The organism is Prosthecobacter sp., from assembly GCF_034366625.1.
GTDB lineage: Bacteria > Verrucomicrobiota > Verrucomicrobiia > Verrucomicrobiales > Verrucomicrobiaceae > Prosthecobacter.
Genome location: NZ_JAXMIH010000011.1, coordinates 263,389 through 275,857, shown reverse-complemented (window position 1 = coordinate 275,857; position 12,469 = coordinate 263,389). Strand labels below are relative to the sequence as shown.

Below are 12,469 nucleotides of genomic sequence, written 5' to 3'. Positions count from 1 at the left end.
ACTCAGGAACCCCGATTGACCCGCACCAATTGGCCTTTCAGCGACTCCATCGCTTCAAGCTGCGCATGCACCTTGGCGGCGAGGGCGGGAAAGTCGGGGTTGTCGGTACAGACGATGATCCCGGCATGGCCGGGACTCTGGCGATGCAGACGGATGAAGTCCTGGCGGTTGTGGGTGATGACAGCACGGCCATTCTCTTTGGCGAAACGCAGCACCTCGTCATCCGGGATGCCCTCATTTGATTTGCCCGCATCGCGGGTGGTGAGCACGTCGTGCCCCAAACGGCGAAGTTCCTCGACCACGGGCAGAGGAAAGTTCTCGTTGGAATACAACCGCGCGATCATGACTCATCGCCATTCGCCGCGATTTCACGATCCATCTCCTCGCGATGGGAACGGGCGTAGTTCCAGGCATTGGTGAGATCTTCCGCGTTCAACGTGGGATAGGCCGCCAGCAGCTCGGCATCCGTCTTTCCCTGCCGACGCAGCGACTCCAGCAGCCAGACGGGGATGCGCGTACGGATGATGCGGGCCGCGCCGCCACAAACGTTGTCTTGAAAATCGATCCCCGGATGCGCATCCGCCACCTCCATCGCCACCACCGAGAGAATGCGCATCTGGTCCCCCTTGGGGAGATGCAGCACAGCGTCACGGAGATCATCAAAAGTGGCAATCATGTGCCAAGCCTATCACAGGCCGTTGGTGGCGAAAATGCTTTTTCTCAGTTGGAGAACTGGCCATGAACTCTGAGTTCGGAAGCCAAACTCAATGCACCTGCGGAAAGAACTCGTTGTCATTCCGTGTCTGCCGGATTGCATGACGGCATGTCCTCGCCGCTCGTCCTCCTGAAAGCCTTCGTTCTGCTGCTGGCGCTGATCCTGGTGCCAATGGCGGTTTTCGGCCTGTGCTGCACGGTGACCTGGCAGGGCATATTATTGAGTTCGTCCGTCGGCATGATCGGTCTCGGGCCGCTGATGTGGTGCGTCGGCCATGAGCGGGAATCGCTGCTCCAAGGGCGAATGGGAAAAAGCCTGCTGCTGGCGAGCATCGCCGGATTTGCCGTGGTGGACTGGCAGTCACCCGATGGCCGCACGGCAGAGGGCGCGAGGGTTCACACGCGCTACTCGAAAAGTGACGGGCGACACGTTCCCTGGTCCATCGGCAGCCTGCTGCCGGAGGTCGATCAGATTCACCTCGGCTATGCGGTGGCAGTGGCCTTTGATCCCTTGTTCACGCGCAAGCAACGAACCGAGTTGTCCGCCATGACGGACACGTTGTATGCCGAGATGAATGCTGATCCCGAGTTCATCGCCATCGGCTCGGCGCTTCCGGCGATCTATCGCGAGATGAGCTTCGAGGAGTTTCGCGACGGGCATTACTTCCACTACATTCCGGCAAGTGTGGATCGCGCCAAACCCACGCCGACGCTTGTCTTTTTGCATGGCAGCGGCGGCAACTTCAAAGTGTATCTGTGGCTGCTGTCGAAGGTGGCCGATGAGACTGGCTGTACCGTCATCGCACCCACGTTTGGCATGGGGAACTGGGAAAAGCGCGGGGCCTACGAAGCGATCACCCTTGCCATTGCCGACGCGGGCAAGCATGCGGCGATTGATCCAGATCAAATCCATCTCATGGGCCTCTCGAATGGCGGCAAGGGCGTGTGTCTGGCCGAGTCGCAGCCGGGACCGCAGTTTCGGTCGCTGATTTTCCTGTCCGGTGTGTTTCACAACCGAATCAAACCTGCGGAACTCGCCGCACGCTTGAAACAACGCCCTGTGCTCATCCTTTCCGGCGGCAACGATGACCGCGTGCCTTGGGATTATGTTTCCAGCTACGCCGAGAAACTGAGAGCAGGCGGTCTGAGCGTCACGACCCACCCGTTTGCCGAGGACGATCACTTTTTGTTTTTCAGACAACGAGAGGAAGTTCTGCGATTCGTCGCCGAATGGCTGAAATCACTGCCGAAACCGGCGGTGGCACCCTGAGCCGGGGCACTTCCGTTTCCGGTCCGCGATGCCCCATGTCCGGCGGTCTCTTCCGACTCAGCGCGCCCGGCGTTTCTCAATCATGGCGGTCTCAGCCGCTTTGATGAGCATTTGGAGATGGCTGTCCTCAGGCTGGACCGATGCGGCATGGTGGAAGTGATCCAGCGCGCGGTGAGGCAGGCCGGTTTGCAGATAAACGAAGCCCAGGGCCTTGCGTGTCTGCGGGTCATCGGGATTGGCCGCCATGATTTGCCGGAACACGGAAACCGCCTCATCATACCTGCCCACGCCAGCGAGGCCAAGACCCAGGGTAAACGCCACCGGCTGCTTGGTGGAGGCGGTCTTGTCGATCTGGATGAGCTGCAGGGTGGTATCGAGCGACTCCTTGGGACGATTGAGCCGGAGCAGTGAATTGGAGAGGTTGAGCAGTCCGTTTTGAAACTGCGGCTCGATCTTGAGCGCCGCACGATAGCACTCCACCGCCTTTTCCTCTTTCCCGACGTTGGAATAGGCCGCGCCCAGATTTCCCCAGGTGCGGTATTTGCCGGGGCTTTTCACCACGGTGTCCTTCCAGAGACTTTCGTTGGTGCGCCAGACCTCATTGCGCACACAGGTTTTCCAGGACAACGCCCCCACACAAACCAGGGTGACAACGGGCACCAGGACGCGCGGCAAACGAGAGCGGATGTCCGCGATGCGCAGCCGGTCCAGCAGGCAGGCCACGAGGATGAAGATGCCGATGGAAGGCAGGTAGGAGCGATGCTCCGCCACCAGATCCGGCAGCGGCACCAGCCCGGAGGACACCGACACGGTGATGAAGAACCAGAGCACGCAGGTGAAGCCCAGGGCAAAGCGCGCATCGCCACGAAAACGGCGGAACAACCACCCGACGGATGCCAGCAGCCCCACCAGCACTCCCAAGGCCAGCAGCACGGGCTTCTCCCAGAGCGATTGGTACATGGGCCACTCAGGATCGAGGTTCAGTCCGACGGGCCAGAAGCACTGCCGCAAATAGTGCGCCAGCACGGTCAGTTGCGTCACGATGTAATGCCAGTGGTTCAGCGGAGTGTCCCTGGAGTTCACGATGTTGACGGCGGCATGCCAGTCGAAACCACCGCTCTGTGCCGCGGCGGTGAGCAAGACCAGCCCCGGAATGAGCGGCATGCACAGCAGCAGCGGCAGCGCCCGGGTGACGGCCGGACGCAGCCGTGAGCCGAGCACCAGCCAGTCCATCAGCACCGCCAGAACCGGCACAAAGAAACCGTCCTCCTTGGTCTGCATGGCCAGGAGCACCGCCACGACGGAGCCGGAACGCAGCAGCCAAAGAGCGGCGCGTGATCTCGCCGAGAAGGAGACAAAGTGCAGCCACAGTGCCAGCAGCGAAAACAGCACCACCAGCGAGGTGAAGCGCTGAACGATGTAGGTGACGGACTCGATGGCGAGCGGATGCGCGGCAAACAGCAGGGCCGCAGTGGCGGAGATGAACAGCACCGAACCGCGCTTGAAACCGCCTTCCTGGCTGGAACGATTCAGCAGGACGTTCACCAGCGCATAGATCAGCAGCGAATTCAGTGCGTGGATGATGATATTGACCCCACGGAACCAGCGCGGATTGAAGCCATCCATCAGGTAGTTCAGATAAAAACTCGTGTAGGCGACGGGGCGCAGGATGGCATTGACGGCATAGTCGGGATCGGAGCCCATCTTCGCCGGACGATTGGCGAATTCCTTGAAGTCCTCCAGATAGCCGAAATAACCGGCCTCACGGAAGAACGGGTTGTCGATCAGATAGGTGTGGTCGTCGAACGCCATGGGGAAGTCCGCCGTCCAGGTGTACAGGGAGGCGCAGAGACCCATCAACAAGACTGCCACGGTGACGTGAGCCCACCGTGATCCGGCAGGCCGGGCCGAAGGCACCTCTGTCGAAGCTGCGAGCGCTGAAGGCGCGGGGACGGCAACAGGCTCATGAAGCGCACACGGCGCCTTGGGCTTGTGCTTGGGGTGTTGGTTGCGGCTGCGTTTCGACATGGCTTTTCAACGATTGGATTTAATGGCTGCATTTTGCCTTAAACCTCACCTGCCCGACAAGTGACATGCCTTGTCATGGTCGGCGCTACATGCCCCCGCCCGCTCAAAGCAGCTTCAGGCGCCATGCTCACGCACCCACTGGCCGGCACGCAGATACAGCTCGGCGGCGCTGCGCAACTGGAGCTTTTCCTTGATGCGTGCACGATAGGTTTCCACGGTGGATTCGCCCAAGCTGAGCGACTGGGCGATCTCACGCGTGCTCCTGCCCCGGCCGAGCATTTGAAACACCTCCAGTTCACGATCCGCCAGTGTCTCCATGCCGGCCAGTTCAGGCGACGAACGCTTCTGAGTCATGCGCTCCAGCAGTTTCGTGGTCATCTGCCTGCTGGCATACACCTCGCCATTCATCACACAGCGAATGGCCTTGATGACCTCGGTCGAAGCCTCATTTTTGGTGATGTAGCCCTTGGCCCCGGCACGCAGGGCACGTTCGGCATAGAGCTCCTCATCATGCATGGAAAGCACGAGCACATTGACGGACAGCCCCTGGGCCTTGATGTCCTTGAGCAGTTCCAGGCCGCTCGATCCGCGCAGCGTGATGTCCACGATGGCAATGTCAGGCTTGGTTTCGTGGATCAAGCGCATGGCGTCACGAATGTTGTCCGCTTCTCCGCAGACGGACATGCCGAGGTCACGGTTGATCAACTGCCCCAGGTGATCGCGGAACATGGGATGGTCCTCCACGAGCAACACTTTGCAGGGGCTGGCATCTTTGGTCTCACTTTTCGGCATGATGATCGTCGGGTTGGGATTGAACTGGCAGCCTGCAAAGCACCCGTGTGCCGCCGCTGGAGGGTGTTAGAAATTGAAGCGAGGCACCCAGCGCCTGGGAGCGGTAGCGCATCGTGCGCAGTCCCATGCCTTCCACTTGTGCGGCCTGGGTGGCGGCCATTCCCCGGCCATCGTCCTCGATCTTCAGTTCCAACACTTCTCCAGCAAGAGCGAGGCTGATCACAATATGGCTGGCACCACCATGGCGCACCGCGTTGGCCACCGCCTCCTGCGCGATCCGGTACAAGTGCATGGACGCCTCGGGATCTTCCAGATGGGCCTCGATGCCCTCACTGACTTCAATTTGCACGCCAGTGAGACGGCTCGTCATCCTGGCCAGATCAGACAATGCGGCCGCGAGTCCGCTGCGGTCCACATGCACCGGGAAAATGCCATGGGCCAGATTGCGCGCCTCCAGCACCGCCTGCTGGATGGAATCCTCGATCATGACGGCATCACGCGCCGCAGGCACGTTCTGCTCCTGCAAATCCTCCGCCAGCACCCGGGCGGCGCAGCCGATGGCCGCCAGATGCTGGCACAGGCCGTCATGCAAATCCCGGCCGATGCGCTGCTGCTCATGCTCGCTGACGCTGACGATGTCATGCTCCAACTGGCGTCTCTCCTCCAGCATGCGGATGCGCGCCTCGTCGGCGTCCTGCTTGTTGCGCACCGTCATGACCGCAAAAACCACGACGCAGAAGTAAAACTCGCGATTGAGCAAGGCCCAGGCATATCCCAGTTGGGTCTCATAAGGATGGTCCGTCTCGTTGGCCAGCCACCACACCGCGCCGGCCACCGCTGCGATTCCCAAACCGGCTCCGCTGCCTGACCACCACACCGCCAGGATGATGGGGATCGCATAAAAAATGAACAAGCTGACCTCCCAGCCGGTGACTTCATCCAGCCAGCCCATGAACAGCGTCATCAACAACGGGAGCAACGAGGCGAGCCATGCCGGCTGGCGGCGCATCATCAGCGTGGTCCGTGTCCACAAGCCCGCCACGGCACTGTCGTGTTCCGGCGGCGGCAGCAATGCGGAGAGCGTGGTCGCTTTCATGGTTTCTATTTACTCTGTTTTGCCGCGTTCAGAAAGTCCCGGTAGTCACGAATGTAATCCTCCGGCTCATACGGTCGCGAAGCCAGCACCATCAGCACGGAGTCCGGCGAGTGCAGATGCTCCGTGGCCCACACCATCGGCGGCACCAGCACACCAAATGTCGGCCGGTTCAGGCAGAACTCCTCGCAGTTTTCGCCATCATCGACGCGGAGATGGCATTCGCCATGCGTGCAGACGAGAAACTGCGCGCACCGCCGGTGTGCATGCTCGCCACGAACCTGCTCTCCAGGAATGGCGTAGGTGAGGAAGCAACGCTGCGGCTGAAACGGCAGTTCCTGCTGAAAATCCACGACGGCCAGATGGCCGCGCACCGTGTCCACGACATGGCGCATCTCATACAGGCGCACACCGCGCACAGAACAGGTCTCGATGGTGGTCTCGTGGATCATGCGGTTTGTGTTTCATGTTGAATGACCGTGCGCACCAGGGACTGCGGCTTGCCGGAAACCGTCAGGAACGCACGTCCGACATATTCGCCGATGATGCCCAGCATCAGCAGTTGCGCGCCGCTGAACACGGCCAGCGCTCCCATCAATGATCCCCATCCAAGCTGCCGCTGGCCGACAAACATCGTCTCGATCACCACCTCGACCAGAATCAGCGCTCCCACCACACAAAGCACGACTCCCAGCACGCTGGCCAGACGCAACGGCATGACGCTGAAATCAAACAGCAGGCTCAAAGCCAGACGGATCAGCTTGCGCGGCGTGTAACCGCTCCGGCCATCCGCCCGCTCCACATGTTCGACCTCCAGGGTTGCGATGCGGTTCGTGGCGCCCAGAATCAAACCGTCGATGTAGGGATACGGACCGCGGTAGGTGATGATTCGTCCGATCAGCTCGCGCCGCAGCGCCCGGAAGCTGGACAGATAAAGATCACGCGGCTTGCCCAGCAGAAAAGTGGCGCAGCGGTTCGCCAGCCAGCTCGCCACATTGCGCGGCCAGGAGTGCTTCTTGTCCGTGTACGACGAATAAACCACCTCGGCATTGGATTCGCGCAGGTGTTTCAGCAGCTTGAGTGCCTCGCTCACCGGGTTTTGCAGATCATCGTCCAGATTCACCACGAACCGGCCTCGTGCCCGACGGTACGCCTCCAGCACCGCCGCGTGCTCGCCAAAATTTCGCACCAGCTCCACCAGCGTGACCGGAACCGGGTAATCACGCGCCAGCTCACTCGCACGCGCGAACGTGCCATCCACGCTGCCATCATCCACCAGCACCAGTTCCCAGGAACACCCGATCTCTGCCACGCGGAAGGCCTCCAGCAGCCGTGGCAGCGACTCTCCCGTGTTGTGCAGCGGCACCACAAAACTCACCTCAGGAGTCTCATCGACCAGCGCCATGATCCTGTCCTCCCGGTTGCGGATTCAATTTTTTCGCCACGGCAAAGACGGACGATCCAAACGGAAGGCGCAGCACACGGCACAGGCAGGCATCCAGCCTGCCCGCAGTTTTCAGGGATCGGTTCAACCATGCGGGCGGCAGCTTGACGTCTGAGGCGGGTTCCATCTCCGGCTTCAGGCCCAGACGGCTCCAGCGCCGCCAAATGAGCAGCGGCAGAAACAGCCAGGCGTTCCAGTAATGGATCATCTCGACGCGGAGACTATGATGTTCGAGCAGCGACCGCACATGATACGCCATGTAGCGCCTGACACCACAAACCGCCGCATCATGCGATCCGCGCAGGCATTCAAACGCGGGCAGGTTCAGCACCAGCAGACCGCCCGGCCTCAGCACACGGCTCATCTCTGCCAGAGCCCGTTCTTCATCCACTTCGGCATGATACAACACGTCCAGGCTCAGCACGGCGTCGAAATCACCATCATCAAACGGCAGCTCATGCACCGACCCCTCGCGTATGGTGCTCAAACCGCGCCGCTGGCAATGCCCCACCGCCTGTGCCGAAACATCGATGCCCTCCACATCGAGATGGCGGATTCGCCCGCGTAAAAAATCCAGCATGCCCCCGGTTCCGCAGCCTGCGTCCAGCAAATGGCCACGTGGCGGCAGCCTGCCTGCCAGCGCACACAGCACCAGGCTGCGCAGAACTGCATACCACCAGTGACGGTCTTCCACCGCCCGGAGTGTGTCATATTCAGGAGCATGCATAATCTTCGCTTTCGATGGCACAACACACAGCATCCACCGCGTCCTCGGACAGGTAGGGATGCAGCGGCAGAGAAATCACTTCAGCGGCAGCCCGGTCACTTTCCGGCAGTGCCTGCTCGCTGCCGCCAAAAGCCGGCTGCCGGTGCAACGGCACCGGATAATGCACCGCCGCCGGAATCCCGCTTCGTTGCAGATGCTCCATGAGTTCATCCCGCCGACCACAACGCACCACGTATTGATGATAAGCGTGCTCGCAGCCGCCCCTCACCGAAGGCGGTGTCACGAGATTGCTGTTCATCAGCCTGGCATCATACTCTGCCGCCAATCTCCGCCGCTGCTGAACGCCATTCCTCAGCGTTGGCAACTTCACCCGCAGCACCGCCGCTTGCAGTTCATCGAGCCGGCTGTTCACACCTGCAACCTCGCTGATGTGACGGCTCTTCCAGCCATACTGACGGATCAACCGCATGCGTTCGGCAAGTTCCTCGTCATTCGTCGCCACCGCTCCCGCATCACCAAGCGCCGCGAGATTTTTGGTCGGATAAAAGCTGAACGCCGCCGCCCTGCCGAGAGTTCCGGCCATGTGCTCGTGCCAGACCGCGCCATGCGCCTGCGCACAGTCCTCCAGCAGCACGATGCCATGCTCATCGGCCACCTGTCTCAGGTTCTGCCAGTCCGCCGGATGCCCGTAAAGATGCACTGCCAGCACCGCTTTCACCCCCTGCCCCGCCGGAGAACGCAGCACGGCGTCCAGTGACTCGGGACATAGCGTGAATGTGTCCGCCTCGATGTCCGCAAACAGCGGTTCCGCGCCACAGCGTGTCACCCCTGCCGCCACGGCGGATGGAGCAAAGGATGGGACGACCACCTTGCTTCCAGGTCCGATTTCAAGCGCCCGCAGCATCACCTCGATCGCATCTGTGCCGCTCGCCACGCCGACGACCTGCTTCACACCGAGAAAAGCGGTAAACTCGGCTTCAAAGGCGGTCACTTCCTCGCCCAAAATGTAGCTGCCGCTATCGAGGACACGGCGGATCGTGTGTGAAAGCTCGATTTGATGCCGCCGCTGATCCTCGAGTGGATACGGCGGAAACAATGGGTTGGAAGGCGGTGTCATGCGGCGCATGACACCCTTCCCTCCACTACGTTTGTCGCAAATGACGCCACATGTGGCGCTTTCCGCTACATCAGCGTGGCGCTGGCTTTAAAGCAGCCCGCCCGCCTTCACATCCAGATACTTGTTCGCCAGCGCCACCGGCAGCATCTGCGCGGATTCATCCACGGTGAGGACACGCTGTGAGCGCAGCGATTCGAGCAAGCGGCGGCGTTCACCGAAATAATGTGTCATGGCACCGTATTGCAGCGCGTCGTGAAGATGACCAATCGGTGCCTCGGCACGGTGTTCGAGCTCCTGCTCGCGCAAGGTGGCTGTGAGCACGAGATGGCGGCGCTGCATGGCACTGACGGCGGAAGCCAGCGTCGCGCCGTCCTCACTGCGCAGGTTGGTGAGCAGGATCACGAGCGCGCGGCGGCGTTGCAGCGTCATGACGCGCTCGGCAGCCTCGATGAAATCACTCGGCTCGGCACTGGCCTCGTAATTGTAGAGATGATTGAGCAGCTTCGGCATGCTGTGCGCGCCTTTCACCGGCGGCAGCCAGCGCTGCACGCCACCAAAGCCCACGACGCCGACTTCATCGCCCTGACGCAGCGCGATGAAGGCGATGAGCAGCATCGCGTTCAAACAGTGGTCGAATTGACTGAGCCCGCCATCGAGCGCACGCATGCGGCGGCCGCAATCAGGCACGAGCAGGATGGTTTGATTGCGTGTCTCCTCGTAATCACGACTGACGAGAGTCGAACGACGCGAGGTGGCCTTCCAGTCGATGCGGGAAAGCACATCGCCGTCCTGATAGTCGCGCAGTTGATGGAAATCGAGCGAGGCACCCATGCGACGGCGTTTGATGATGCCCATGGTCTCGACGCGGTTCGCCATCGCCAGCATGGCGAAACGCACGACCGGCTCGTAGTTTGGATAAGCCTTCGTCTGGCTCTCACCCGCGACGAAATGCAGATTTTGCCACAGTCCGAACATCGAACCCGCAAGCACATGCCCTGGTGTGAAGGCATGCTGCCCGCGACGCACAAACCGAGCCTGATAGCTGATCGCTGCAAACTCGCCTGCCGGTACGCTCACGCGATGCGGCAGACCTTCCGCCTCCGCGGCGGTCGGAATGCCGTCGAACACCTCCAGGGCAAGCGTGCGCCGCATCGAATGCGTCACCGTCAACGTCACCGAAGATCCGACACCCAGCGCAAAACGTCCCGGCAGCGAACGCTTCCCGGTGATGCGCCCACGACGCGGCAAAGTGCAGGCATCCACGATCAGCACCAGCAGCAGAACACCTCCCGCGATCTGCCACAAGATCACAAACTTCTCCCAAACACACGCCGCCACCGCCAGGATGAGCCAGGCGATGAGCAGTTTCAGCAGCAGTGCGGTCGGGCGCATGAAAATCAGACGCGGGGAGCTTCGACGGTCTTGAGCAGCGAGGTCAGCATGTCATCCACACTCTGGCCGCTGATGGCGATTTCCGGCGCGAGCTGCACGCGGTGCCGCAGCACCGGCAGCACGGCGCGTTTCACATCCGCAGGCGTGATGTAGCCACGACCTTCGAGCAATGCATACGATTTGGCGATGCGCACGAGACTGATCGCGCCACGCGTGCCTGCTCCGAGCGAGATCGCGCTGTGCTGACGCGTGGCGCGCACGATGCTCACCGCGTAATCAACGACTTGTTCGACCGCCTGCACGGCGGCGGCTTCTTCCTGAGCGTCGATGATGTCCTGTGGCGTGCAAATCTGCGGCACGCTCGATGTCGAAAGACCTCCACCAGATGCACGCGAGGACACCGCCTTCACAATCCACGTTTCATTCGCCACGTCGGGGTAGTCGATGAGTACCTTGAGCAGGAAGCGGTCGAGTTGGGCCTCTGGCAGCGGATAAGTGCCTTCCTGCTCGATGGGATTCTGTGTGGCGAAGGTCATGAACGGCGGCGCGAGTTTGTGGCTCTCACCATCAATCGTGACCTGCGTCTCCTGCATCACTTCGAGCAGCGCGGACTGCGTTTTGGCCGGAGCGCGGTTGATTTCATCCGCCAGCAGCAAATTGGCAAACACCGGGCCGTGACGCACGCGGAACGTGCTGCTGCTCATGTCGAACAAGGTGTGGCCGCAGACATCCGAGGGCATTAAGTCGGGCGTGAACTGGATGCGCCTGAAGCTGCCGCCAAACGTGTGCGAAAGAGCGAGAACAAGATGCGTCTTGCCCAGGCCAGGTTTGCCTTCGAGCAGCACATGACCGCCTGCCAGCAGCGCAGCGAGCACCTGATGCAACACTTCAGGCTGCCCCACAAAAACCTGCCCCACCGCCGCGTGAATCTGCTGAAAGATCGTCGTGCTCTTCGGCAAAGACGGCGGCGTGTAACCGGCGGGAGGCGGCGCGAACGTGCTGGGCGTTTCGGTGGGGATCGGGTTCATAAAAGGTAAATGGACGATTTTGTTATTCAGCGGAGGTGGAGGGGAACTTTAGCTTCGGCGAGGTCAATGTCTGCATCTGGCGGATGGCGATCTGATTGAGGCGTTTTAATCGTTCTCCCTGAGGCAGCTTCATGTGGATGAACTCGGCGTTCATTCCCTCAATGTTCGCCAGCACCAGCAATTGCTCCACAGTGGCATACTCGCGCATGTTGCCCTCCAATTTCGGATTTGCCTCCCGCCACTGCTTCGCTGTGCGCCCAAACAGGGCGACATTGAGCACGTCGGCCTCGCTGGCGTAGGTGAAGGCCGCCTGCTGCGGGGTGACCTCCGGCGGGATGAGGTGCGTCTTGATCGCGTCGGTGTGGATGCGGTAATTGAGCTTTGAGAGCGTGCGGTTCAGGTTCCAGTCGAGGGAAAGGCGGCGGTTCTCGTCCTCCTTGAGACGTTGAAATTCCTTGATGAGGTAGAGCTTGAACTCAGGACTGAGCCAGGAACCAAACTCGAAGGCGATGTCCTGGTGGGCAAAGGTTCCTCCTCCATACCGTCCGGCACGGGATTGTATGCCGATGGCCGCGGTGGCGTCCACCCACTTCCTGGGAGTCATGGAGAAGCTGTTCAAGCCTGCTTGGGTTTTAAAGGTCTCGAATTCGAGAGGTTTAAAACCGGGATTGTGGATTTGCTCCCAAATACCGATGAACTCCAGCGTGTTGCGGTTCCTCAGCCAGCTATAGATCAGCGTGTCATCACCAAATTTCTTCGTCATGTCGGTGAGCGATATATAGTCGCTTTCGTTGTGCTTCAGGATCGTGATGGCGGCTCCCTGCACGTCAATGGTGGTTTTTTGGGTGCGTTTCATGAAAGGAG

The 12,469-nt window shown here is 60.7% G+C and carries 13 protein-coding genes; 1 reads left to right on the top strand and 12 read right to left on the bottom strand.

All coding sequences use genetic code 11. From position 1 onward, the window contains the following. Positions 1 to 2 precede the first annotated feature (2 nt). Entirely contained in the window at positions 3 to 344 is a 342-nt protein-coding gene (locus tag U1A53_RS14920) for a DUF5615 family PIN-like protein (RefSeq protein ID WP_322282129.1), read from the bottom strand. Then, positions 341 to 676, bottom strand: coding sequence for a DUF433 domain-containing protein (locus U1A53_RS14915; protein ID WP_322282127.1), 336 nt, complete (start codon positions 674 to 676; stop codon positions 341 to 343). The genes U1A53_RS14920 and U1A53_RS14915 overlap by 4 nt, the downstream gene beginning before the upstream one ends. 147 nt (positions 677 to 823) lie before the next feature. Between U1A53_RS14915 and U1A53_RS14910 the strand changes: the two genes are divergently transcribed. Then, the gene (locus U1A53_RS14910; protein WP_322282125.1) at positions 824 to 1,984 is read left to right on the top strand and encodes a hypothetical protein; all 1,161 of its coding nucleotides are present in this window, start codon (positions 824 to 826) and stop codon (positions 1,982 to 1,984) included. Positions 1,985 to 2,041: 57 nt separating this feature from the next. Here U1A53_RS14910 and U1A53_RS14905 read toward each other — a convergent pair whose 3' ends face one another. From U1A53_RS14905 to U1A53_RS14860, 10 genes are all read right to left on the bottom strand, one after another. Continuing rightward, positions 2,042 to 4,012, bottom strand: coding sequence for a tetratricopeptide repeat protein (locus U1A53_RS14905; RefSeq protein WP_322282124.1), 1,971 nt, complete (start codon positions 4,010 to 4,012; stop codon positions 2,042 to 2,044). A gap of 114 nt (positions 4,013 to 4,126) precedes the next feature. Next, the gene (locus U1A53_RS14900; protein ID WP_322282122.1) at positions 4,127 to 4,804 is read right to left on the bottom strand and encodes a response regulator transcription factor; all 678 of its coding nucleotides are present in this window, start codon (positions 4,802 to 4,804) and stop codon (positions 4,127 to 4,129) included. Then, positions 4,791 to 5,900 carry a sensor histidine kinase gene (locus U1A53_RS14895; protein ID WP_322282120.1) on the bottom strand — a complete coding sequence of 370 codons (1,110 nt, stop codon included), beginning with the start codon at positions 5,898 to 5,900 and terminating at the stop codon, positions 4,791 to 4,793. Before U1A53_RS14895 ends, U1A53_RS14900 begins: the two co-directional genes overlap by 14 nt. Before the next feature lie 5 nt (positions 5,901 to 5,905). Further along, a complete protein-coding gene (locus tag U1A53_RS14890; protein WP_322282118.1) occupies positions 5,906 to 6,349 on the bottom strand; it encodes an FdtA/QdtA family cupin domain-containing protein in 444 nt (147 codons plus the stop codon). After that, a complete protein-coding gene (locus tag U1A53_RS14885) occupies positions 6,346 to 7,302 on the bottom strand; it encodes a glycosyltransferase family 2 protein (protein ID WP_322282116.1) in 957 nt (318 codons plus the stop codon). Before U1A53_RS14885 ends, U1A53_RS14890 begins: the two co-directional genes overlap by 4 nt. Beyond that, on the bottom strand, positions 7,286 to 8,068 hold the full coding sequence (locus tag U1A53_RS14880) for a class I SAM-dependent methyltransferase (RefSeq protein WP_322282114.1): 783 nt from the start codon (positions 8,066 to 8,068) through the stop codon (positions 7,286 to 7,288). The genes U1A53_RS14885 and U1A53_RS14880 overlap by 17 nt, the downstream gene beginning before the upstream one ends. Next, positions 8,055 to 9,185 (bottom strand): DegT/DnrJ/EryC1/StrS family aminotransferase, encoded by a 1,131-nt coding sequence (locus tag U1A53_RS14875; protein ID WP_322282113.1) that lies wholly within the window; start codon positions 9,183 to 9,185, stop codon positions 8,055 to 8,057. Before U1A53_RS14875 ends, U1A53_RS14880 begins: the two co-directional genes overlap by 14 nt. Before the next feature lie 87 nt (positions 9,186 to 9,272). Next, positions 9,273 to 10,577 (bottom strand): DUF58 domain-containing protein, encoded by a 1,305-nt coding sequence (locus U1A53_RS14870; RefSeq protein WP_322282111.1) that lies wholly within the window; start codon positions 10,575 to 10,577, stop codon positions 9,273 to 9,275. Between the two features lie 5 nt (positions 10,578 to 10,582). Further along, positions 10,583 to 11,605, bottom strand: coding sequence for a MoxR family ATPase (locus U1A53_RS14865; protein WP_322282110.1), 1,023 nt, complete (start codon positions 11,603 to 11,605; stop codon positions 10,583 to 10,585). Between the two features lie 22 nt (positions 11,606 to 11,627). Further along, the gene (locus tag U1A53_RS14860) at positions 11,628 to 12,461 is read right to left on the bottom strand and encodes a KilA-N domain-containing protein (protein ID WP_322282108.1); all 834 of its coding nucleotides are present in this window, start codon (positions 12,459 to 12,461) and stop codon (positions 11,628 to 11,630) included. Positions 12,462 to 12,469 lie beyond the last annotated feature (8 nt).

Coding starts and splice junctions, on each gene's coding strand:
- U1A53_RS14920 (WP_322282129.1), bottom strand. CDS start 344: ATGATCGCGCGGTTGTATTCCAACGAGAACTTTCCTCTGCCCGTGGTC.
- U1A53_RS14915 (WP_322282127.1), bottom strand. CDS start 676: ATGATTGCCACTTTTGATGATCTCCGTGACGCTGTGCTGCATCTCCCC.
- U1A53_RS14910 (WP_322282125.1), top strand. CDS start 824: ATGTCCTCGCCGCTCGTCCTCCTGAAAGCCTTCGTTCTGCTGCTGGCG.
- U1A53_RS14905 (WP_322282124.1), bottom strand. CDS start 4,012: ATGTCGAAACGCAGCCGCAACCAACACCCCAAGCACAAGCCCAAGGCG.
- U1A53_RS14900 (WP_322282122.1), bottom strand. CDS start 4,804: ATGCCGAAAAGTGAGACCAAAGATGCCAGCCCCTGCAAAGTGTTGCTC.
- U1A53_RS14895 (WP_322282120.1), bottom strand. CDS start 5,900: ATGAAAGCGACCACGCTCTCCGCATTGCTGCCGCCGCCGGAACACGAC.
- U1A53_RS14890 (WP_322282118.1), bottom strand. CDS start 6,349: ATGATCCACGAGACCACCATCGAGACCTGTTCTGTGCGCGGTGTGCGC.
- U1A53_RS14885 (WP_322282116.1), bottom strand. CDS start 7,302: ATGGCGCTGGTCGATGAGACTCCTGAGGTGAGTTTTGTGGTGCCGCTG.
- U1A53_RS14880 (WP_322282114.1), bottom strand. CDS start 8,068: ATGCATGCTCCTGAATATGACACACTCCGGGCGGTGGAAGACCGTCAC.
- U1A53_RS14875 (WP_322282113.1), bottom strand. CDS start 9,185: ATGACACCGCCTTCCAACCCATTGTTTCCGCCGTATCCACTCGAGGAT.
- U1A53_RS14870 (WP_322282111.1), bottom strand. CDS start 10,577: ATGCGCCCGACCGCACTGCTGCTGAAACTGCTCATCGCCTGGCTCATC.
- U1A53_RS14865 (WP_322282110.1), bottom strand. CDS start 11,605: ATGAACCCGATCCCCACCGAAACGCCCAGCACGTTCGCGCCGCCTCCC.
- U1A53_RS14860 (WP_322282108.1), bottom strand. CDS start 12,461: ATGAAACGCACCCAAAAAACCACCATTGACGTGCAGGGAGCCGCCATC.